At 60.8% G+C, this 17886-nt stretch carries 30 protein-coding genes and 1 tRNA gene; 12 read left to right on the forward strand and 19 right to left on the reverse strand.

The features are described from left to right. Positions 1–30: 30 nt before the first annotated feature. The 19 genes from AC07VG_RS10940 to AC07VG_RS11030 form a co-directional block, all read right to left on the reverse strand. A complete protein-coding gene (locus AC07VG_RS10940) occupies positions 31–633 on the reverse strand; it encodes a hypothetical protein (RefSeq protein WP_495021030.1) in 603 nt (200 codons plus the stop codon). After that, on the reverse strand, positions 630–962 hold the full coding sequence (locus tag AC07VG_RS10945) for a hypothetical protein (protein WP_495021031.1): 333 nt from the start codon (positions 960–962) through the stop codon (positions 630–632). Before AC07VG_RS10945 ends, AC07VG_RS10940 begins: the two co-directional genes overlap by 4 nt. Positions 963–977: 15 nt before the next feature. After that, positions 978–2135 (reverse strand): RNA-directed DNA polymerase, encoded by a 1158-nt coding sequence (locus AC07VG_RS10950; protein ID WP_495021032.1) that lies wholly within the window; start codon positions 2133–2135, stop codon positions 978–980. 212 nt (positions 2136–2347) lie between these two features. Continuing rightward, a complete protein-coding gene (locus AC07VG_RS10955; RefSeq protein WP_495021033.1) occupies positions 2348–2704 on the reverse strand; it encodes a four helix bundle protein in 357 nt (118 codons plus the stop codon). Between the two features lie 50 nt (positions 2705–2754). After that, positions 2755–3366: an Lcl C-terminal domain-containing protein gene (locus tag AC07VG_RS10960; RefSeq protein WP_495021034.1), complete on the reverse strand. Its 612-nt coding sequence runs from the start codon at positions 3364–3366 to the stop codon at positions 2755–2757. Positions 3367–3456: 90 nt separating this feature from the next. Further along, positions 3457–4059 (reverse strand): DUF1566 domain-containing protein, encoded by a 603-nt coding sequence (locus AC07VG_RS10965; RefSeq protein WP_495021035.1) that lies wholly within the window; start codon positions 4057–4059, stop codon positions 3457–3459. Positions 4060–4108: 49 nt separating this feature from the next. Further along, positions 4109–5851 carry an AAA family ATPase gene (locus tag AC07VG_RS10970; protein ID WP_495021036.1) on the reverse strand — a complete coding sequence of 581 codons (1743 nt, stop codon included), beginning with the start codon at positions 5849–5851 and terminating at the stop codon, positions 4109–4111. A gap of 5 nt (positions 5852–5856) precedes the next feature. Continuing rightward, positions 5857–6681: a hypothetical protein gene (locus AC07VG_RS10975; protein WP_495021037.1), complete on the reverse strand. Its 825-nt coding sequence runs from the start codon at positions 6679–6681 to the stop codon at positions 5857–5859. Positions 6682–6696: 15 nt separating this feature from the next. Further along, complete coding sequence (locus AC07VG_RS10980; protein ID WP_495021038.1) at positions 6697–6897, reverse strand: hypothetical protein; 201 nt, start codon at positions 6895–6897, stop codon at positions 6697–6699. 5 nt (positions 6898–6902) lie between these two features. Beyond that, complete coding sequence (locus AC07VG_RS10985; protein WP_495021039.1) at positions 6903–7865, reverse strand: hypothetical protein; 963 nt, start codon at positions 7863–7865, stop codon at positions 6903–6905. Next, complete coding sequence (locus tag AC07VG_RS10990; RefSeq protein ID WP_495021040.1) at positions 7862–8071, reverse strand: hypothetical protein; 210 nt, start codon at positions 8069–8071, stop codon at positions 7862–7864. The genes AC07VG_RS10985 and AC07VG_RS10990 overlap by 4 nt, the downstream gene beginning before the upstream one ends. A gap of 6 nt (positions 8072–8077) precedes the next feature. After that, complete coding sequence (locus tag AC07VG_RS10995; protein ID WP_495021041.1) at positions 8078–8881, reverse strand: PD-(D/E)XK nuclease family protein; 804 nt, start codon at positions 8879–8881, stop codon at positions 8078–8080. Continuing rightward, positions 8878–9192 (reverse strand): XkdD/Y8K6 family phage-associated protein, encoded by a 315-nt coding sequence (locus AC07VG_RS11000; protein ID WP_495021042.1) that lies wholly within the window; start codon positions 9190–9192, stop codon positions 8878–8880. Before AC07VG_RS11000 ends, AC07VG_RS10995 begins: the two co-directional genes overlap by 4 nt. Positions 9193–9318: 126 nt before the next feature. After that, a complete protein-coding gene (locus AC07VG_RS11005) occupies positions 9319–9681 on the reverse strand; it encodes a hypothetical protein (protein WP_495021043.1) in 363 nt (120 codons plus the stop codon). Continuing rightward, complete coding sequence (locus tag AC07VG_RS11010; RefSeq protein ID WP_495021044.1) at positions 9678–9812, reverse strand: hypothetical protein; 135 nt, start codon at positions 9810–9812, stop codon at positions 9678–9680. The genes AC07VG_RS11005 and AC07VG_RS11010 overlap by 4 nt, the downstream gene beginning before the upstream one ends. Next, positions 9809–10069: a hypothetical protein gene (locus tag AC07VG_RS11015; RefSeq protein ID WP_495021045.1), complete on the reverse strand. Its 261-nt coding sequence runs from the start codon at positions 10067–10069 to the stop codon at positions 9809–9811. The genes AC07VG_RS11010 and AC07VG_RS11015 overlap by 4 nt, the downstream gene beginning before the upstream one ends. Continuing rightward, positions 10066–10353: a hypothetical protein gene (locus AC07VG_RS11020; protein ID WP_495021046.1), complete on the reverse strand. Its 288-nt coding sequence runs from the start codon at positions 10351–10353 to the stop codon at positions 10066–10068. Before AC07VG_RS11020 ends, AC07VG_RS11015 begins: the two co-directional genes overlap by 4 nt. Before the next feature lie 204 nt (positions 10354–10557). Then, complete coding sequence (locus AC07VG_RS11025; protein ID WP_495021047.1) at positions 10558–11040, reverse strand: Lcl C-terminal domain-containing protein; 483 nt, start codon at positions 11038–11040, stop codon at positions 10558–10560. A 485-nt stretch (positions 11041–11525) separates the two neighbouring features. Beyond that, positions 11526–12242, reverse strand: coding sequence for a S24 family peptidase (locus AC07VG_RS11030; protein WP_495021048.1), 717 nt, complete (start codon positions 12240–12242; stop codon positions 11526–11528). 89 nt (positions 12243–12331) lie between these two features. Here AC07VG_RS11030 and AC07VG_RS11035 point away from each other — a divergent pair, with 89 nt between their 5' ends. The 12 genes from AC07VG_RS11035 (at position 12332) to AC07VG_RS11090 (ending at position 17881) form a co-directional block, all read left to right on the forward strand. Continuing rightward, a complete protein-coding gene (locus AC07VG_RS11035) occupies positions 12332–12517 on the forward strand; it encodes a Cro/CI family transcriptional regulator (RefSeq protein WP_495021049.1) in 186 nt (61 codons plus the stop codon). A 2-nt stretch (positions 12518–12519) separates the two neighbouring features. After that, the gene (locus AC07VG_RS11040) at positions 12520–12831 is read left to right on the forward strand and encodes a transposase family protein (protein ID WP_495021050.1); all 312 of its coding nucleotides are present in this window, start codon (positions 12520–12522) and stop codon (positions 12829–12831) included. After that, entirely contained in the window at positions 12822–13592 is a 771-nt protein-coding gene (locus tag AC07VG_RS11045; RefSeq protein WP_495021051.1) for a hypothetical protein, read from the forward strand. Before AC07VG_RS11040 ends, AC07VG_RS11045 begins: the two co-directional genes overlap by 10 nt. Continuing rightward, entirely contained in the window at positions 13589–14308 is a 720-nt protein-coding gene (locus tag AC07VG_RS11050) for a replication protein P (protein WP_495021052.1), read from the forward strand. Before AC07VG_RS11045 ends, AC07VG_RS11050 begins: the two co-directional genes overlap by 4 nt. Further along, positions 14301–14516: a hypothetical protein gene (locus AC07VG_RS11055; protein ID WP_495021053.1), complete on the forward strand. Its 216-nt coding sequence runs from the start codon at positions 14301–14303 to the stop codon at positions 14514–14516. The genes AC07VG_RS11050 and AC07VG_RS11055 overlap by 8 nt, the downstream gene beginning before the upstream one ends. Continuing rightward, positions 14513–14956, forward strand: a complete 444-nt coding sequence (locus AC07VG_RS11060) for a RusA family crossover junction endodeoxyribonuclease (protein WP_495021054.1) — start codon at positions 14513–14515, stop codon at positions 14954–14956. The genes AC07VG_RS11055 and AC07VG_RS11060 overlap by 4 nt, the downstream gene beginning before the upstream one ends. A gap of 415 nt (positions 14957–15371) precedes the next feature. Then, a complete protein-coding gene (locus AC07VG_RS11065; RefSeq protein ID WP_495021055.1) occupies positions 15372–16253 on the forward strand; it encodes a hypothetical protein in 882 nt (293 codons plus the stop codon). 30 nt (positions 16254–16283) lie between these two features. Continuing rightward, a complete protein-coding gene (locus AC07VG_RS11070) occupies positions 16284–16634 on the forward strand; it encodes a hypothetical protein (RefSeq protein ID WP_495021056.1) in 351 nt (116 codons plus the stop codon). A gap of 97 nt (positions 16635–16731) precedes the next feature. Further along, a tRNA-Met gene (locus AC07VG_RS11075) sits at positions 16732–16807 on the forward strand. Positions 16808–16896: 89 nt separating this feature from the next. Continuing rightward, positions 16897–17223 (forward strand): phage holin, lambda family, encoded by a 327-nt coding sequence (locus tag AC07VG_RS11080; protein WP_495021057.1) that lies wholly within the window; start codon positions 16897–16899, stop codon positions 17221–17223. Further along, positions 17220–17438 carry a DUF7940 domain-containing protein gene (locus AC07VG_RS11085; protein WP_495021058.1) on the forward strand — a complete coding sequence of 73 codons (219 nt, stop codon included), beginning with the start codon at positions 17220–17222 and terminating at the stop codon, positions 17436–17438. The genes AC07VG_RS11080 and AC07VG_RS11085 overlap by 4 nt, the downstream gene beginning before the upstream one ends. Further along, positions 17435–17881 (forward strand): Ig-like domain-containing protein, encoded by a 447-nt coding sequence (locus AC07VG_RS11090; RefSeq protein WP_495021059.1) that lies wholly within the window; start codon positions 17435–17437, stop codon positions 17879–17881. The genes AC07VG_RS11085 and AC07VG_RS11090 overlap by 4 nt, the downstream gene beginning before the upstream one ends. The last annotated feature ends 5 nt before the right edge of the window (positions 17882–17886 follow it).

Consider the following 17886-nt stretch of genomic DNA (forward strand, 5'->3'; position numbering starts at 1 on the left):
GGAGCATGAACAGCACGGCGAATATCGGGATCATGATCGACCCGCCTGTGCCAGCTCGAACTGTTCCAGGTTCAGTGCCACCGCGTTGTCGGGCATGCCAGGCAGGAAGTTGGCGGGGATATCGCCGGCGCTGAACAGATTGTTTGTGGTCCAAAGCTTGCCGGTGGTGATCTGGTACAGGTACCAGCGCGAACCGCCAAACCCCAGCCATGAACTGTTGCCGCCCGGCTGGTCCCCGCTGTCGCCGAAGACCCGACCTTTCATTACCAGCATTCGGCCGGCGCGGGCCTGGGCGTTGTAGGTGGTGCGCTTCTCGTGCCAGAAGTCGCAGTGATGGCACAGACCGTTGGCCTTGAGCCTTGACGCGGTGGGCTCCAGGTAGTGGGCGCGCTCAGGTTTGCCGCAGTGCGTGCAGAAGTGGACATAGCCGCCAGCAGCGACCTCTCGAACCATGTTGTGTAGGTTCAACAGGTAGTTCGCCATGTCATTGAAAGCACTCACCCGTGCATTGCGGTTATCCATGCAGACGATTTTCGCAAACTGATCTTTCCCCCAGGCCGTGACCTTGCTGCAATTGCTATTGATGCGGGACTGCTCTTCGTATTCTGGCGTTCCATATGCAGGCACCTTCATGGCCGTTCCTCCAGCAGTTCGATCACGTCCTTGATGCCCTTGGCGTGGCTGGTCGGCCTGCTGATCGCCGCCCGGATGAGGGCCTGGATCAGCTTCGAGATGTGGGCCGGTTCGGTGAGCGTGTCACCGGCGTGCTCGACCATATCGGTGGCGAACTTCCGGCCCTCCAGGTACATGACCCGGTTGATCGGGCCGCTGGTGTCGATCTCGTTGATATCGAGCTGCACCAGGACATCGGCGAAGGTCTGAACGACCCGGGGTTTCGGTTGGGGAGCGGGCAAAGCGCTGCCCAGGGCGCCGGCAAGCGCCCGTTGTGCGATTGAGTTCATGGGGATCCCTCTGATTTATCGTTTCAGGTAGGTCTTGGTCAGCGTCGCATTGACGCTGTTGCCGCGCAGCAGGACGACGCGGGCCAACTTCTCCCGGTCCTTTTCACTGTGACTGGCCTGACCGAGCAGGCCGAAATAGCTGTTGGCCGTCTGGCGCAGATCTTCGGCCGGCGCCGCGGCGGTTCGCTTCAACGCCTGCGCCAGCGATCTCTTGCGAGTGGTTCGCCGCCAGGGCTTGATGACGTGCCCGACGAAGTCGATGCCGCGGTCAACGGGTTGCAAGATCGTTTTCGACGGGTTCAGCCGGGCGCCCAGGCCGGGCAGGAACGCTTCGACCTTGGCTAGCCACTCGTTCAGTTGCTGCGGCGACTCGTGCAGAAAAATGAAGTCGTCGACGTAGCGGATATAGTGCGTGGCCTTCAGCGTGTGCTTGGCGAACTGGTCCAGGGCATCCAGGTAGATGTTCGCGAAGAACTGCGACGACAGGTTGCCGATGGGCAGCCCGAGGTGGACCGGCTGTGCGGTCAACCTCTTGTGCTGCGGCACCCGGGCGAACAGATGCGCCGGGCTCCGGATCTCGAAGTTCTCCCGCGGATCGTGCATCAGCACCTGATTGGCAAGGGCCAGCCACCAGGGCTCGCTGATCCGCGCGGCCAGCTGCTGGCGAAGCACGCGCTTGTCGATCGACACGAAGAAGTTGGCCAGGTCCAGCTTCAGATAGAAGACCGGCTTCGACCAGTTCTCGGTCGCGCTACGGATCTTTGCCTCAAGCCTGGTAGCGGCGTACAGAGTGCCGCGCCCGGGGATGCAGGCGCAGGTGTCCGCTATGAAGCTGCGCTCGATCCGTGGCCCGATGTGGTTGTAGAGCAAGTGGTGCACGATGCGGTCGCGGAAATCGGCGGCCCAGACCTCTCTGGCCTTGGGCCTCGTGACCACGAAGCAAATAGAACGGCCTGGGCGGTATTGGCCGATGACCAGGTCGTTGTACAGCTCGAGGAGGTTTATCTCCATGTCCATTTCGAACTTCCTGGCGCTTGCGGTGTTCCGCTTGCGCCGTCGGCAGTCGTAATAGGCCTGGACCAGGTCCTCGAACTGGAAGGGTGCAACACTCGAATCTGCGGACAGGGCGCACGCTGCGCTCGTTGTTCTTGTTGTCGTTGTTCTGGTTGCCATCGCTGAAATCCATGTAGTAGGCGTTGTGGGCTGAGAACTGCGACCTGCCGTGCTATCTACATCACCCCGCCGAAGGAAGACAGATCAGCGGGGAAACTGCGCCGGACCTGCGCGGACGCTTTAGACCGTAGGTATCCGTTGGTGCGCATGGCGGTGGCCAGAAGGCCAGCGGCACGACCAGATTCAGCGCACAGAAATGAGAGCCTTGACCCTCAAGTAACGGGCGCGGTTGCGGTGCTTCTTTTCCAGGCATTGGCCTGTTTGCCGACTGAAGCGGTGAGCTTCATCACCTTGGCATGCTGCGGAACGCTGATGAACTGCATGCTCACCATCGTCCGCAATAGCTGGTTGATGATATGAATGCTTTCCAGCAGCGCATTCAAGGGTGGGCGCTTGTCGCGGGCCATGTTCGCTCGACTGATCATCACCAGAACTTCCAGGCACTCGTCCCGAATTTTTGCGCCTACCAATTGCTTCATGTCGCGCGGAATGTTCCGTACCAGGTGAAGCGCTACGCCGAGAAGTTCTTCTGCTGATTTGTGGATATCCAAATCCGTGTGCATGGCCATGCGAAGTCCCTTAAAGCGAGTCGCTGCCGCGACTTAAATGAATGATTGGATTACTGAATGAGCTCTCTGCGGACAGGGCGCACGCTGCGCTCGACGTCCTTGTAGCCGTAGTACTGGCTGCCATCGCTGAAACCCATGCAGTAGGCGTTGTGGGCTGAGAACTGCGTGCTTGAGACGTACCAGCCATCGGTGTCAAAGGCCTCATCACCGCCTTCCTGGAAGGCTGCAAGATGCGTTTGCGCAGGGAAGTCCGGGGTGTATGGGTAGCCCACCGGAACGCTCGATGGATTGTCACCGTCCCGCCAGGAGCAGTAGTTCTCTTCAGCCGTCGGCTTGAAGTTGCGATACTGCAGCTCTTCCACATCGCGCGCCGGGATGCCCCAGTCGGCATGGTCGCCGATCACGAGGGCCAGCGCTTTCTGTGCCAATTCGCTGCCTTGCGCAGCATAGGCTTCGGTGTTCGCGCGGCTGTCGGTGTAGCTCTTCGCGCCAGCTACGTCTTTGCCGTAGCAGCCAATGGCACCTTTCAGTTCGAAGGCCTTCGGCGCTTGAATGTTGCGGTACAGCTTTCCATCTTCCTGGGTGATGCCGATGAAGAAGCCGCCGCCGTAGGGCTGGCCGATCTGGAGAGCATTTTGGGAGGTGACTGCTGGTGCGTTCATGGGTGATTCCTGTTTTGAGGGCAACAAAAAAGGCGCCGTAGCACCCTGAGTTATTGCTGGCCTGCGGCCAGATGATTGAAGGAATGAGGATTAAATAAATTTCCTGCGGACAGGGCGCACGCTGCGCTCGTAGCTCTTGCTGCCGAGGTTCTGGCCGCCATCGCTGAAAACCATGTAGTAGGCGCTGTGGGCTGAGAACTGCGCGCTCGACGCATACCAGACGTCCTGATTGAACTTCTCGGGAATGTTCAGCCACGCCACGTACAGTTCGGCCGGCGCGGGCCAGTGGAAGTCGGCATGTCCGTCGGCGGTGTACGCGGCGCAGGCTACAGCTGCAGGGTGATCACCCTCAGACAGCAGAATTGCTGTGTTCGCTGCCCCGTCACGCTTATCGGTGGCCTTGGACTGCTCACCATGGCGACCCCACACAAAACGCCCGATGTCCTTTTCAGGAACGATCAGGTAGTGCGCAGCGACGAAGCCATGGGCAGCGACGAAGCCACCGTTGAGGCCGCCTTCACCTGGCCAGTATTGGCCGAAGGCTGGCACGCCGACCGGATCGACCGGCTGAACATTCGCCGCTGGCGGGAGGACCTGGGCGAACACGCTGGCCATGGCCAGCTTTGCCAGGGAGGACGACGGCATCTTGATGGTTGCGTCGCCGTGTTTCAGGGTGATCATTTCGGGTTTCATGGAATACCTCGGTTATTGGTTGGGTATGCGCCTGATTAGGGATGGATGGTCAGCTGGCTTTCTGCAATTGTGCTGCGCCAGCGGCCACACCACCTTCGATCCAGACCACCTGGAACTCCTTGTGGGGGATGGCGGTCGGCGCGACCTTGAGCGATCCGCAGGTGATGACCTGCATCCCGGCCCGGGCCTGGTTGAGGATCAGCCCGAAGAACTGTTCGCGGGTGACGGCTAGCAGCACGTCGAATCGATCGAGCAGCACCAGGTTGAGTCCGGACTTTTCGGCGATGACCAGGGCAATCAGCGCATCACAGCGCCACTGCTCCGACTCCGACAGCAGCGTGTACAAGCGGCCGTCGGCGGTGATCGTCATGTCGGTGCCGATCTGGACTGCTGGCCAACCGGCCACGGCCGACAGCTTTTTCAGGCTGCTGTTGATCGGTGCCAGCGCGCCGGCCAGGATCTCGCCAGGGATGCCGTCGGGGGCCAGGGCTTTCTCGATCAGCGTCCACTCCTTGACGTCCTGGTGATGACCGGCGGCCTTGGCGTTGGTCTTCTCGGCGCCGGCGACCAGGTCCTGCCGATCTTTCAGGGCATTGACCTTGGCGCGCAGTTGGTCGGACTTCAGACGCTGGCCGGTCAGCGCATCCTCGACCTGCTTGATTTTCGCGTCACTGACTACCTCGGGCGCGGTCTTCTGCAGTTCGGCCAGTTCGGTCGCGGCGTTCTGTGCGGTTGTGAGGGCGGCCTGGTCGTTGGCCTGGGTGCGCTTGTACAGGTTCACTGCCTCGCGCGCCTTCGTCACTTCAAGTGCCAGATCGGTGACGTTCTTGGTATCGGCCACCAGGCCCTGGTGCAGCTCCAGCGTGTTGCCAACGATCTTCAGCTTGGTCCCGCAGCTCGGGCAGTCGCAGCCGGCGGCATTGCTCTGGGCGGCGTCCAGCTCACTTTTCAGAGCCTGGAACTTCTCTTCCCACTCGCCAAGGTCCTTGGTGGTGGCCTCCAGCTTGTTCTGGGCGCGCTCCAGCAGGCCAGCAGCCTCGGTCAGCTTCTCCAGTTTCCCGGCATGGCCGGCGGCCGCGCGGCGTTTTTCTTCAAGGGTGCCCAGGAACTTGACGCCCTTTTCGATCTCGGCGGCAACCGATCCATGTTCGGCGATGGCGGCATCGATCTCGGCGGTGGTGACGGCCGGTCCCTCGGGGATCTGGACGGCCCATTCCTCTGCCAGGTTGCTCCCGTAGACGTCGCCGGTGACGGCCTTCCAGGCACCCCGGCTTTCGGCGGTGTAGGTCTTGGCCTGCTCCTGGGCAGCCGCGAAACCGCTCAAAAGCAGCGGCTTGATCTTGTTGACCTTGGCCATGTTCAGGCCGCGCTTTTCCAGCAGCGGCATGATTGCGTCGGGTTTGGCGCTGGAGCCGGTGAGGGCGAAGAGCAGCTTGCGCCGCTCCTTGCCGTCGAGCCTGGCGAAGGCCTCGGCGTTGAGCACGAACGGCAGGTATTCGCTGCCGGCGACGTCGGTACGTTCGCCCTTGCCGGCGGGCAGGGAGAAGCTGCTGGCCGCACCGTCGTGGCCGATGATGATCTGAGCTTTCTTCTCGCCCTCGGTGATCAGCAGCTTGTAATCGCCTTTTTTATCGACGCGGGCCGCGCCGCCCAGGGCCAGGTTGATGGCCTCTTTCAGGCTGGACTTGCCGGCGCCGTTGAGGCCGCAAACCATGGTGATGGGCGTGGCCAGGGCCAGGTCGGCGTGCCGCAGGCCCTGGAAGTTTTCAACGTAGATGCTGGTGATTTGCATGCGGGCTACTCCACATTTACAACGTCATCCAGCTTGCCGGTGACGGTGTAGGTGTTGTCGATGGACTGATCAGCCTCGGTTTCGACGGTGATCACGTTGTTTTCGACCAGACGCAGCAGGAGGCTGGTGGCGCTGTCGCTGTCGATGGCCAGGCGGCGTTGCAGCCATGCAACATCCACGGTGGTTGCGTGCAGCACCACGATCTGGGCGGCGTCCTCGTAGCTGAAGTCGCCGAACTCCTTGCTTTCTGGGTTGAACTCGGCGTCGACGATATCGTCGGGCAGCCCTGCATTGACCAGAGCATCGAGGTCTTCCTGCGTGCCGAGGGTGGAGCGTTCAACAGCCAGTCCGTTCTTGTCGAACAGGCTTCCGGTGATGTCGCTGACGTGGAGCGGCAGGCCGGCCTGGTCGCGGTCGGGCCGGATGCTGTCCAGGGCTTCCGCGTAGTCATTTGGTGCCAGCACCAGCAAGCACAGCTTGCCAGCGACATCGATAAGGCCGTGACGGTTCGGATCTTGAGCATCAATGGTCGCGGTGACCGTGATGCTCTTGGCCTTGAACTTGGCGTCCGCAACAGTCAGGGGAATGGTGTCGACGCTACGAGACGAGATAATCGACACTGCACCAAATACCGACTCGGTGACCTTTTCAGTAACGCGGTCGATGCACTCCTGCTGCTGACCCTCGTTCATTTTCTTCCAGGGGGCTGAGCAGTTCTGCCACTCGAACATGGCCGCTTCCACCAGATCGCGCACCAGCAGCTCGTGAGCCATCATTGATGGCGAGTAACCATGCATCTTGGCGCGGTCGATAATGTCTTTGTGTTCCATTTTCATGGGGGTTCCTCATGCTTTCGCGATGCGTTCGAGCTTCGACTGCTGGGCCGGGCTCAGGTTGGTGTGCGCGCCGAAGCGCTTGAAGTTGGCCCGCAGGCTCTCGGTGAATTCCAGCTCCCAGGCACCATCGGCGTGCAGCTCGGCCGACACCAGCAACGCCTGGAACTCTTCAACCGAGTCGTAAACCTCAAGGATTGACTGGGCTGTCATGGCGGTTACTCGAAGTTGAGGCCGCCGGTTTCGGCTGGGGCTGCATCATCTGCGGGGGTTTCCGTAGCGTTTTCAGCCTGATCCGTTGCGGATTCGGCGGCTTTTGATGCGGTTTCGGCCTGGTTTGTAACGATTTCGCCGGTTTGAACGTCGACCGTCTCGTCGTCATCAACAACCGATGGCGGCTCGGGCTCCCTGCTGCGCAGGTCGTTGACGTCGACCGTGTAGTTGCCGGCGCCGTCCGGGGTTGCATCAATGAAGTCCTCGACCTCTTCGCGGGATTGCAAGCCCATCAGTAGCTCGGGGGCATATAGCCGACCCAACAGGCTTGCAGCCCGGTAACGCAGCATGATTTCCGGCATGGTCAGCCACTTGCTGCCGTTCTTGGTCAGCCAGCCTTCATCAATGGCCATCTGAATCGATACCGTTGGACCGTCGAGGCGGTCGCCGGTGGCCTTCTCTACAACCCAGGCCCGGCAGTTCTGGTGCTGAACTTTGGCGGTTTTCTTAACCTGTACCGGTTTGTTGTTGATCCAGGTCTTGACCTCGTACTCGACGGTTTCGACGTCTCCGGGCTCGCTCATTTCGAAGCGCAGCGGACTGAAGCGGCCGCAGCTGTTGATTGCGGCAATGATGAACTGACTGGACCAGCTCGGGCGCCCCTCGATGACGTAAAGGTTCTGCATCACCATGAGCGGGTCGGCGCCCATGCGCTGCGCCATGTTCAGGGCCACGATGCAGTTCGGCAGGCCGGCCCCGTTTGGCGTGTAGCCGGTTACCTTTCCGCCTTGTTTCACCTCGGTGAATGCGCGGTACTGGACCGGCACCAGGGTCGAGCCGGCCAGGGCCTTTGCCACGCGCTGGATCTGATCGAAACCGGCGCCCGTCAGCAGCGACATGGGCGCATCGTTCTTCGGCGAGGCGACGGCGTTGGTCTTCATTTCCGCTAGGGTGGTTGGCTGGCTCATTTCCTCACCTTCCGCGATTCGTTGTATTCAGCTTCAGTGGCGATCGATACCAGGCGGCGGTCTTCGATCTGTTTTTTGGGGTCTTCGTGGAGCTTCACCTGAGCTTCGTAGAAGCGCTCCCGGTCCCACACGCGGTGGTGATTGATGACGGTGTCGTGTTTGCCGGTGGGGTCCACCAGGCGGACATGCAGGTCTTGCGCTTTCATGGGCAATTACTCGTGATAGGGGCAGGATGACCAGCGCGGGCAGTAGCGGGCGCTGCACAGAAAGCTCTGCGGGTTAGGGGGGAATAGGCCGGTGCGGAACATTTCGGCGCCGATCTGGATCAGGCCGGGGAACTCGTCGGTGCCGACCATCATCTGGCGAGCGTTGCGGATCTCGCCGATTCCGGTTTCGGGCTTGCCGCCCGTTTTCAAGCCGATGATGTGGGCCGGTGCGGTGCAGGGCTCGCCGGTGGTGTGCTCTTCCAGGATCTCGTAGGTGCCGATCTGCGCTGCGTGCCCCTTGGTCTTCGCGACACCGTCGACGACAGCGGCCCGGCCGGACTTCACGTCGGCGATGCCCTTGCCGCTGCCGGTCTTGCAGATCCTGGCGCGGTCGAGCTGGCCCGTGAGCCGAACGATCACACCACCACCGCAGTCGATTTCCAGCGGCGTGGCCGTGCGCTCGACGGCGACGAACTCATATCGCGGGCTGATCTCGTTGCAATAGGCGGTGTGCAGCTTCAGCCCGGTGGCCTCGGCCTGGGCCAGGGTGATGTCCGACCCGCGCCAGTCCACGTCGTATTCTGGGTGGCGCAGCGTGTGCACGAACATTTCGGCGGTGTCGTAGGCCGACAGGTTGCTGCCGTTGATGCGGGCCGAGTCGAACGCCGCGGTACCGGCGTGAATGGCAGTGCCCAGGTGGGAGCGTGGGCTGCTGGGAGAGCGGTGCCCCAGCAACTGAACCCACTCCCACTTGAACGCGCAGTCGAAGAGCGAGCCCCAGGACGAGGCACGGACCGTGATCGTGCTCATGGTGCGCCCCCAGCTTTCGCAATGGCCTCGTAGAGCTCTTTCCAGCATCGGCGCTGTTCGGCGTTCTGCGGGGTTGAGCTAGCGATGAGCCGATAAATTGCCTTGTAAAGGTCCGGCGCGGCGGCGATCAGGTGGGCATTGGCGATGCAGGAGTCCGAAGGTTTATCGTCGTGCTTATCGTCTTCCATCTGCCAAACAACGGTGGCCAGCGCGAAACACCGAACGCCTATCGCGTCGATATCCACCGAGAGTCCGCAGCCGTGGATTTGGGGCGCTGACACCGTCCAGGGCCCTGGCGTGTGCTGGATCATAATGATTTACCTATTGAGTGATCAGGCCGCCGATTGCGGGGCCCAGCAGGATGATGAGGATGAAGACCAGGCCGGTGATGGCGGATGCAATGCGGATGGCGCGGCGCCGGGAGCGCTGGCGGGTGGTCATGGGCCTGCCTTAAGCAACTGGCGACCGACCATGACGATGCTGCGCTTGATCTTGCCTGCAGCGACTCGCAGTGCAGCCTTCTGATCCAGTAACGAAGCCAGTTCCAACTGTTCAGCCGTCGCCGGTTCGTCGTCTTCATCGCGGTTGCCGCGCACGTGATCGATGGCATACATCCAACCGCGCCAGCGATCCCCGTCCTCCAGGAACTCCGTGCGAATTTCGTCCAGGCTTACGCCTTTGTCGGGTCGCTGCCAGTCCGTCAGCACGTTGATTGCCTTGGTCAACACCGAAATGTCGATCCGGTTTTGGGCATACTCGGCCGCAAGGCGCGCAGCGCGGATCTCGTAAGCGTTTGTCATGACACCCTCGCAATCAGCATGCCGCGACGGACTTCGATGCGAAGCTGGCGGGGCAGGTCGGTGACCAGAAAAAAGCCCTGACGCTGCAGGGCTTCGACGAGTTGTTTTTGCGTGCGGCAGAGAATGGTCATGACGCGCTCCTGTACTGGCGTTCGAAGTTCGCCATGCGGCTGGCCGCGCTCTTCTGGCGCAGCACGCGGCGCCGATCCGACACCGCATCAACCAGGCGCTGCATCAGCTCGATCGATTCCTCGGTGCTGATGTGGCCCTGGCCGACGTTGGCCTGGATCATGCCCTCGCAAAAGTCGCTGTCAGGCAGCACCGAATGGGCAACCAGACCGATCTGGTGCTCGATCATTTCGATGGCACGCTCGTGGCACCGGCTCATGCTGCCCACCGTGCCCGACGCGTTGCCGCGTCGATCTCGACCCAGAGCGCGACCTCTATCTGTCTTCCGTACTTCATCGACACCAGGGGGAGAGCCAAGTGATCGACGCCTATGCGCACGCCGTCTTTGTCGTAGGTGACGCCGGACAGCACCTTGAACTCCAGTTCGCGGGTGCCCATGGCACCCCAGTCGCTGTTCCAACTGCCAGGGCAGGGCGGATCGTTTTCAAGCCGGGTCACCTCGACCTCGAGGACAAACCCTTCAACAATCACTTCGTGGTACATGGTCGCCTCCAAGGTGACGGGGTGGGTCAACAAAACTCGGCTGCGACCTCACGGCACGGCCAGCTGCCGGAGGGCGCCGTGGGAAGTCGCATGCGGGTTGTGTCGTGAGGAAAGGGAGCAGGCGCCGAGCGCTACCTCGGGTGCATCTGGCTTGGCCGCGATATCTCGCGGCCCCGGGAATCGCCTGCAAAAGCAATAAATGAATCAGCAAATTAATCTGCGGACAGGGCGCACGCTGCGCACGTTGTTCTTGTTGCCGTAGCTCTGGAGGCCATCGCTGAAATCCATGAAGTAGGCGTAGCGGGCTGAGAACTGCGTTGACGACCAGAGCCAGCCCCACGACTGATCACCCAGGTTCATCCAGGCCTCGTTCAGCTCGGCGATGGCCGGCAGGTAGAAGTCTGCGTGGCCTTCGGCCTGATGCATCGCGGCGGCCTTCGCGGCTGGATAATCGCCACCGCTTTCCAGCAGTGCTTTGGTATTGGCCTGCCCATCGATCAGGCTCTTGGCCGGAGATTCTTCGTCGTACGGGCCCCATTCGAAACGCCCAACCTCGGCGCCGATGATCAGGTGGTAGGCCTCCTTGCTGTTGCGTGCCGGAATGACGCCTGCGTAGATGCCGCCTTGGCCCGGCCAGATCGCGCCGATTTCAGGGATCGTGATTTGTGTTGCTGTGCTTGCTTGCATGGATTATTCCTCGTCGAGGTGTTCGGTTGTTTTCCCGCTGCCACCGATGCGGTGGCAGAAGTGAAAATGTCCGTGTTGCAAGCCTCCGTTACCGGCCACGGTGGGCTGGGCTGCCTTTCGGCTATCTCCACCACGCGCATCGCCCGATTCATATCTCTGGCCAGGTCACACATTTCGTGTCCGGTGCTGTTCCTGGCTGGCTTGCGTGGTTTCGCGTACTCGCATGTGGGAGCGCGGCCAGTTCCAGAGCTGGCATGGGCGGCGGTTTAGCTTCTTCCGACCAGGTGAGGGCCTGGTACGTCGCGGTGGTCACGTCAGGTTGTGTAAAGAGCGGTGGCTTTCGCCGTGGCCCGCGTATGCAAGCGGACTTGCATTTATAAAAGCATGCTTGTATTTGATATGCAAGTGTCCTTGTGTTTTTTTCTTTGGGCGAAAAAAATCCCGCTCGGTGGCGGGATATAGAAATGGGGGAGAAGTGGGCTTGATCAGAGCTTTCTTGCGTTCCAGGCAAGTAGCACGCGAGCGTGGATTATAAGAGTCTCCAGTTCGGCGCCCTTGATGTCATAGGGCGGGAATGCCTCGTTGTCCGAAATCATGCGGATCATCTTCGGCAGGCGCTGTAGCCGCTTGATGTACAGCATTCCATCAAGTGTAAAGACGTACACGCCGTCAACCACCACCGCATTGATGCCCTGGTCGACTATCAGCGGGTCACCACTCGAAAACGTCGCCCCCATGCTCTCGCCGAATCCGGTGATAACAGAAAGGTTGTCTGCGTGGGTGTAGGTAATGCCCTGCTCCCGGAGATACTCGGTGCGCACAGTGATGTTGCGGACCGTCTCGATATATTCCTTCGGCAAGACCTGACCAGGCCCCATTGATCCAACCACATCGTATTGGGGGATATCGATCTCGTCTTCCTTTCGATGGCGTCCGAAGTCACCCGTCACAACGTTTTCCATGCCGCGCCGCCTTGGTGGTTCGCCGTTACCCTCCAGCAGCCAATCGACAGTTGTGTCGAGACCGTGGGCCAGAGCCAGCAGGTTGTCGTTCTTGATATTTCCGGTATCACCAGCAAACCACTGGCGCACAGCCTCATAGCTGACTCCGCTGGTGTTGGATATCAGCCGTTTTACGCCTCGAACGCCGGTTTCAGGCTTCCGCGTAAGGACGAGCTTTGTCATTCGGTCGGTGATGTTCATGTGCCAAATCTACAAGTTGGCTTGGCAAGCATGCTTGCTTATTAAATACAAGCATGCTTGAATTTGACGTACGAGCATTGGAGGTGCCCATGAAACGTCAAAAAGCCATTGATCATTTCGGCTCCATCCCCGCCCTCGCCAAAGCCCTCAAGATCACTTATGAGGCTGTCCGGCAGTGGGGGGAGGAGGTCCCAGAGTTGCGTCAGTACCAGTTGGAGAAGATCACCAACGGGGAACTGAAAGCCGGCGACGACAAATCGCAGTCGGCGGCCTGACCATGTCCACATCCCCATTAAGTCAAGAAGGTGATGAAAGCTCACGGGAGACGGAAACCCTGATCTTGCAGCGGGTTTTGTCCGTGGGTCAGAAAGAGATTGCTCGTGCAACCGGGTTGAGCGAGTCAACCGTTTCGCGCTGGAACGAGGGAGAGTACGCAAGATGGGCCAAGGTGCTTTCGTTCCTGGGCCTGCGCGTAGTTCCCCAGTCCGCCATGCTCGTGACACCTGCCTACCTGCACTCGCTGGAAACTCTGGCCGAGATCGGGCTGAAGGCCGAGAAGAAGCGGCCAGGACCGCTGGGGTGGGACTGATCATGGATTGGTTCCGGATGTATGGCGAGTTCGCCACCGACCCCAAAGTGCAGATGCTCAGTGAGGCCATGCAGCGCCGCCTGGTGATGCTCTTCTGCCTCGAATGTAGTAACGGTATTGAAACGTTTCATGTAACGGAACGCGAAACATCCATAGCGTTTGCACTACGTGTTTCAGAAGAAATTCTTGCCGAAACCAAGGCCGTTTTTTTGGCCAAGGGATTCATAAATGACGACTGGACTCTGGCGAATTGGGAGAAGCGCCAATACGTCTCTGACTCAAGCACAGCAAGGGTTAGAGCCCATCGCGAGAAGAAGAAAAAAGAGGCCGAGGAACGTGAAACACGCATGAAACGTTCCAGTAACGCCCCAGAACAGAACAGAACAGATACAGAACAGAATAAGAACCCCCTTAATCCCCCTGCTGCTGAAAACGGCAAGCCGGATGCTGACCCGCAGTCGCCAGTCGATCCAAAACCCAAGCGCAAATCCCGCTTGCCGGAACCCTTCAACGTCACCGGCGATATGCGCAAGTGGGCGCTTGACCGCGCCCCAGCTGTGCACCTGATCAACGAAACCGAGAAGTTCGTGAACTACTGGCGTGGCAACGGCAGCACCAAGGCCGACTGGATCGCCACTTGGCGTAACTGGCTGCTCAAGGCCCAGGAAGACGCCAACCGCCGTGTTACTTCACCGCAACGCAACAGCAACCCCCCATTGGACATGGCCAGCACTGACTGGGCACTGGAGCCGATCCTATGAAAAGAGTTTCGGAAATCACCAAGGGCCTCAACCCGCAGCACGCATTGGGTCAAATACCAATGCCCGCGCCGATCAAGGTTGACCAGCAAACTGCCGAATACGTGAACACCGTGTTCGACAAGCTCCAGGGTATTTACCCGGCATGGCGGCAGGCGTGGACCGACGACGCAGCCCTGAAAAACGCCAAGCGCGAGTGGATCGCCGGATTCATCCAGGGGGGAATCAACTCTGAAGCGCAACTGGCCTACGGATTCCAGCACGCCCGCCAGGACAAGAGCCCATTCCTGCCGAAAGTCGGCCAGTTCGTTGCCTGGTGCAAGCCAACCCCAGAAAGCATGGGTTTGCCCTGTGAGGCCCAAGCCTGGGATGAAGCACGCGCAGGCAAGTACACCCACCCAGCCGTGCGCATTGCAGCCGAAGCCACCAGCACGTTCGACCTGCACTCGGGATCGAGCAACGACAAGGCCCTGCGCCAGCGCTTCGAGCGCAACTACGCCATCGTCATGCGCCGCGCCCAGACCGGCCAGCCGCTGGAAGGGCGCATTGCCAAGGGCATCGGCAACGACAGCATGCGCCCCCGTGAGCAGGTCCAGCTCGAGCACTCACGCCAGGAGGCCGAAGCCCTCGTGCTCGCCCAGGGCATCCCAAGCAACCCCACGGCAGCCCGGTACCAGCTGCTCGACATGCTGAAAATCCGGAGAGGTAACCATGTCTAAGCCAACTGTATCTGTGCGCACATACCTCATCAGCTACGTGATTACGCCCCCCTATGGGGTGGGTCGGTTCTTCCACGATCGTGATACGGATACGGCCCCTAGCCGCGAAAACATCGAAAGCATGGAGGAAAAGCTTTCTGAAGATCACTGCGCCAAGGTTCTGATAACTGGCGTTTCGCGTATCGAAGCGGGCGAGGCAAGACCATGACTGACCTCAAGCCAGTTTCGTTCATCGTGCCAGGCGAAGCCGTGGGGAAGGGCAGGCCACGGGTCACCACCATCGGCGGCCACGCCCGCATGTTCACGCCGAAGAAGACCGCGAACTACGAGACCCTGATCTCCATGGCAGCCCACGAAGCCATGGCCGGGCGCGAACTGATCGCCGGCCCAGTGCTGATCGAGCTGCGCATCATCGTCAGCATCGCGCAGTCCTGGTCGAAGAAGAAAACCGCCGCCGCGCTCGCCGGCCTGGTCATGCCGACCAAGAAACCGGACATCGACAACGTGCTCAAGGCCATCTGCGACGGCATCAACGGCGTCGTGTTCCGCGATGACGTGCAAGTCGTGGATGTATTCACCCGCAAGCGCTTCGGCGAAACCCCGGGTGTTTCCGTTCGCGTGGTGCCGCTGATGGGGGAGAGCTCATGAACCATCAATTCAAGCCGGGCGACCTGGCGCTGACGCTGGTCGATGACGAGGAAATTCCCGCGTACAGCGTTGTCACGATCGATTCGCGGGTTCTCAAGGGGGGACCAGTGTTTTAGGGATGACCAGCCATCTAGAGCTGATACGAATGGTTGGTTTGTAGCTCATCCCGGAGCCCCCGAATTCGCTCTGTACGCAGACGGTGAGCTGATGCCACTGCGCGGCGACTTCGCACCATAACGCCAGAAGACCATGGAGCTGACCTCATGAACCGCTACCTGATCATCACCGCAGCCGCTGTCGGCACCATCCTGCTGATCGCGGCGAACCTGTTCCTGCGCTGCGGGCCAGCGCTCTGCAACTGAAACACCGTGCTACGCAAAACTACGCAATACCGATTTTGATTTTGGGAGGGGATATGAAACTTATCAGCGCGAGACAGGCCTGGCGGGACTCGCTGCACGAGGGGCGCGACTCGGTCCTGGCAGCGGCAGCGGCCCGGGCGGAACTCGGCAAGACCGGCCGCGTGGTCGGCGAGACGATACCCTCAATGCTCGACAGCAACGGCCGGTGCGCGCACATGCTCGCCGCGGGCCTGGTGCAGTCCGCGATTGCCACGCTGCCCAAGCCCTTGCAGCACTTCGGGCACGCCCTGTACTCGCCCGTGGCCACCGGCCAGGACATAAACATCGCCCACGGCCTGGTCTGGTTCACCACTGAGCTGCCCGAGTGCAGTCCGCGGCGCCGTGAAATCGCCTACTGGCTGGCCCTGGCCGCGATCAAGTCCCACCAGGCGTTCGTGTTCGGGCGCGAGGGCTGGGGCAGCACCAGGGTCTGCGAGTTCGTGCTTGACTGGTACGGCGCCAAGATGGACGCCAGCCACTGGGCCCGTGACTGGGCCAACCTCTGGGACGCGATCTGCAAGGCCATCGACAAGCTCGATGCGAAGGCGCTGAAGCCCGTGGCTGCCGTCATCGTTCGCATGAACGAGCGCAAAGAGCCCGGCTGGTGCCGCTGGGACCGCCACGACCGAGAGGCAGCGGCCGACGCCCGGGCAACCAACTACGTCGAGCGGCGCGATCCGGCCCGTGCCGCACTGCGCAAGCGTCTCGATGCCATGGGTGTGACGCAGCTTCGGCGGTGGTTCAAGCGCATGAGCGTCTACGCCCAGGCATACCGCGATGAGTGGGGTGCAGACATGGTCGAAAGCCCGGTGCGCCACCTGCTGTACAGCGATCGAGTGGCGGAGTACTGGAACCAGCGACAGCGCGTCGGGGACGTGAACAGGCGCGTGGCGTAACATCCGAAGGCATGAACGGGAGGGTTTGGCATGAGTGATCGTGAATTGCTGGAGCTGGCGGCCAAAGCAACCGGAATGCCTCCTCCAGTAGACCAGCATGGTGTGTGGTCTGCATGGATAGGAACTCCTGAAAACGGCCATTGGTGGGATCCGATTACTGATGACGGCGATGCGCATAGGCTTGCCGTAAAGCTTGGGCTGTACATCTGCAATGAGCAGGCGCTCGCAGGCTGCGTCACCGTTTCCTGGGGATGCGATGCCGGCGGCAATCATCTTGGCTCTGTCGAAGAACTGGCGCCAGCTGGCGGCGATGACTACGCGGCTTCTCGCCGCGCCATCGTCCGCGCCGCCGCCGAGATCGGCAAAAACATGACCGCTTGACCATTTGGCGAGTGTTCTGATACCTTTTTCGCAAGTTGCAAAGTTACGTCCGCCTCCCAGAAACCCGCCAAGTGCGGGTTTTTTGTTGCCAAAAATTTGCGTGGTAGAGCAGTGGTCAGCTCGCCGGGCCCATAACCCGGAGGTCGGTGGTTCGAATCCATCTCGCGCAACCAATTCAAAACCACTCCTCACGGTGGTGACCCTTGGCCGCTCTCACTGGCGGTCTTTTTTATTCTCGACTCCCGCCCGGGAGGACGTCCGGATGATGAAGAAAATGCCCGAAAAAGATCCGTCGTTCTGGGTGTTGGTGTTTGCCGCATTCAGGGATAACGCCCTGGCGATGAGCCTGACGGCCGCATTGGTGTGGTTGCGCATCCAGTACGACGGAAAGGAAACGCGGCGCGGGCGACAGCTCATCGAGGCAGTGCTCGGCGCGTTCCTGGTCATGGTCGTCGGCTTGACGGTCAAGGAATTCGGTTTGTCCCCGGGCTGGTCGTTCTTCGCGTCCGGCTTCGTCGGGATCCTCGGTGTTGACCAAGTGCGCACGCTCGGCCGGCGCTGGTCCGAACGAAAGGCGGAGACGCTATGAAACTGATCGACGATGTTGGCACCTGCCATCGCCTGTGGTCTGTACGCCTTGCGCTGGTCACCGCGACCCTCAACGCCGGCGCCGTGGGCTGGACCCTGTTTCAAGGAACGATCAACCCGATCCTGTACGCGGCAATCAACATGGGCCTCGGCATCGGCGTTGCCGTCGCGCGAGTCCTTGCGCAGTCCTCGCCACCTGGCGGTGATCAGCAATGAACCCCTTCAAATCCATCCTCGCATGGATTGCGAAACCCTTCCGAAACGAGGAACCCCAGATGAATATCACCGCTCTTGCGTCCGTACTGATCGTCGGCGCCACCATGCAGCTGGTTGCAAGCGAAGCCGCCATTTTCGAATCCAGCGACACCGCCATTGCCACCGTCGACGCGGCCGGCGTGGTAACTGCTGTCGCCACGGGTTCCGTCGCGATCACCGCGACCTCGCCGAACGACGCCAACAACACCAGCCAGGTCAGCCTCTCGATCACTGCGGCGCCTGAAGCTGCCACGCTTGCTCCGGTAGCAGTTGTTCAGCCTGCTGCTGCCCCAGCGCCCGCCCGCGATGTCATCCAGGTGCTGGAAGGCATCCTCACTGCCCTGGGCCATGAACTGCCGGTGTTCTGGGCTGAGGCGGCCGCGCTGGCCAAGAAGGTCGTCTGAACGTG

The organism is Pseudomonas sp. GW821-FHT03C07, from assembly GCF_059420925.1.

Excerpts from the sequence above, each read along its gene's own strand:
- AC07VG_RS10940 (WP_495021030.1), bottom strand. The coding sequence starts at position 633 with ATGAAGGTGCCTGCATATGGAACGCCAGAATACGAAGAGCAGTCCCGC.
- AC07VG_RS10945 (WP_495021031.1), bottom strand. The coding sequence starts at position 962 with ATGAACTCAATCGCACAACGGGCGCTTGCCGGCGCCCTGGGCAGCGCT.
- AC07VG_RS10950 (WP_495021032.1), bottom strand. The coding sequence starts at position 2,135 with ATGGCAACCAGAACAACGACAACAAGAACAACGAGCGCAGCGTGCGCC.
- AC07VG_RS10955 (WP_495021033.1), bottom strand. The coding sequence starts at position 2,704 with ATGGCCATGCACACGGATTTGGATATCCACAAATCAGCAGAAGAACTT.
- AC07VG_RS10960 (WP_495021034.1), bottom strand. The coding sequence starts at position 3,366 with ATGAACGCACCAGCAGTCACCTCCCAAAATGCTCTCCAGATCGGCCAG.
- AC07VG_RS10965 (WP_495021035.1), bottom strand. The coding sequence starts at position 4,059 with ATGAAACCCGAAATGATCACCCTGAAACACGGCGACGCAACCATCAAG.
- AC07VG_RS10970 (WP_495021036.1), bottom strand. The coding sequence starts at position 5,851 with ATGCAAATCACCAGCATCTACGTTGAAAACTTCCAGGGCCTGCGGCAC.
- AC07VG_RS10975 (WP_495021037.1), bottom strand. The coding sequence starts at position 6,681 with ATGGAACACAAAGACATTATCGACCGCGCCAAGATGCATGGTTACTCG.
- AC07VG_RS10980 (WP_495021038.1), bottom strand. The coding sequence starts at position 6,897 with ATGACAGCCCAGTCAATCCTTGAGGTTTACGACTCGGTTGAAGAGTTC.
- AC07VG_RS10985 (WP_495021039.1), bottom strand. The coding sequence starts at position 7,865 with ATGAGCCAGCCAACCACCCTAGCGGAAATGAAGACCAACGCCGTCGCC.
- AC07VG_RS10990 (WP_495021040.1), bottom strand. The coding sequence starts at position 8,071 with ATGAAAGCGCAAGACCTGCATGTCCGCCTGGTGGACCCCACCGGCAAA.
- AC07VG_RS10995 (WP_495021041.1), bottom strand. The coding sequence starts at position 8,881 with ATGAGCACGATCACGGTCCGTGCCTCGTCCTGGGGCTCGCTCTTCGAC.
- AC07VG_RS11000 (WP_495021042.1), bottom strand. The coding sequence starts at position 9,192 with ATGATCCAGCACACGCCAGGGCCCTGGACGGTGTCAGCGCCCCAAATC.
- AC07VG_RS11005 (WP_495021043.1), bottom strand. The coding sequence starts at position 9,681 with ATGACAAACGCTTACGAGATCCGCGCTGCGCGCCTTGCGGCCGAGTAT.
- AC07VG_RS11010 (WP_495021044.1), bottom strand. The coding sequence starts at position 9,812 with ATGACCATTCTCTGCCGCACGCAAAAACAACTCGTCGAAGCCCTGCAG.
- AC07VG_RS11015 (WP_495021045.1), bottom strand. The coding sequence starts at position 10,069 with ATGAGCCGGTGCCACGAGCGTGCCATCGAAATGATCGAGCACCAGATC.
- AC07VG_RS11020 (WP_495021046.1), bottom strand. The coding sequence starts at position 10,353 with ATGTACCACGAAGTGATTGTTGAAGGGTTTGTCCTCGAGGTCGAGGTG.
- AC07VG_RS11025 (WP_495021047.1), bottom strand. The coding sequence starts at position 11,040 with ATGCAAGCAAGCACAGCAACACAAATCACGATCCCTGAAATCGGCGCG.
- AC07VG_RS11030 (WP_495021048.1), bottom strand. The coding sequence starts at position 12,242 with ATGAACATCACCGACCGAATGACAAAGCTCGTCCTTACGCGGAAGCCT.
- AC07VG_RS11035 (WP_495021049.1), top strand. The coding sequence starts at position 12,332 with ATGAAACGTCAAAAAGCCATTGATCATTTCGGCTCCATCCCCGCCCTC.
- AC07VG_RS11040 (WP_495021050.1), top strand. The coding sequence starts at position 12,520 with ATGTCCACATCCCCATTAAGTCAAGAAGGTGATGAAAGCTCACGGGAG.
- AC07VG_RS11050 (WP_495021052.1), top strand. The coding sequence starts at position 13,589 with ATGAAAAGAGTTTCGGAAATCACCAAGGGCCTCAACCCGCAGCACGCA.
- AC07VG_RS11055 (WP_495021053.1), top strand. The coding sequence starts at position 14,301 with ATGTCTAAGCCAACTGTATCTGTGCGCACATACCTCATCAGCTACGTG.
- AC07VG_RS11060 (WP_495021054.1), top strand. The coding sequence starts at position 14,513 with ATGACTGACCTCAAGCCAGTTTCGTTCATCGTGCCAGGCGAAGCCGTG.
- AC07VG_RS11065 (WP_495021055.1), top strand. The coding sequence starts at position 15,372 with ATGAAACTTATCAGCGCGAGACAGGCCTGGCGGGACTCGCTGCACGAG.
- AC07VG_RS11070 (WP_495021056.1), top strand. The coding sequence starts at position 16,284 with ATGAGTGATCGTGAATTGCTGGAGCTGGCGGCCAAAGCAACCGGAATG.
- AC07VG_RS11080 (WP_495021057.1), top strand. The coding sequence starts at position 16,897 with ATGATGAAGAAAATGCCCGAAAAAGATCCGTCGTTCTGGGTGTTGGTG.
- AC07VG_RS11085 (WP_495021058.1), top strand. The coding sequence starts at position 17,220 with ATGAAACTGATCGACGATGTTGGCACCTGCCATCGCCTGTGGTCTGTA.
- AC07VG_RS11090 (WP_495021059.1), top strand. The coding sequence starts at position 17,435 with ATGAACCCCTTCAAATCCATCCTCGCATGGATTGCGAAACCCTTCCGA.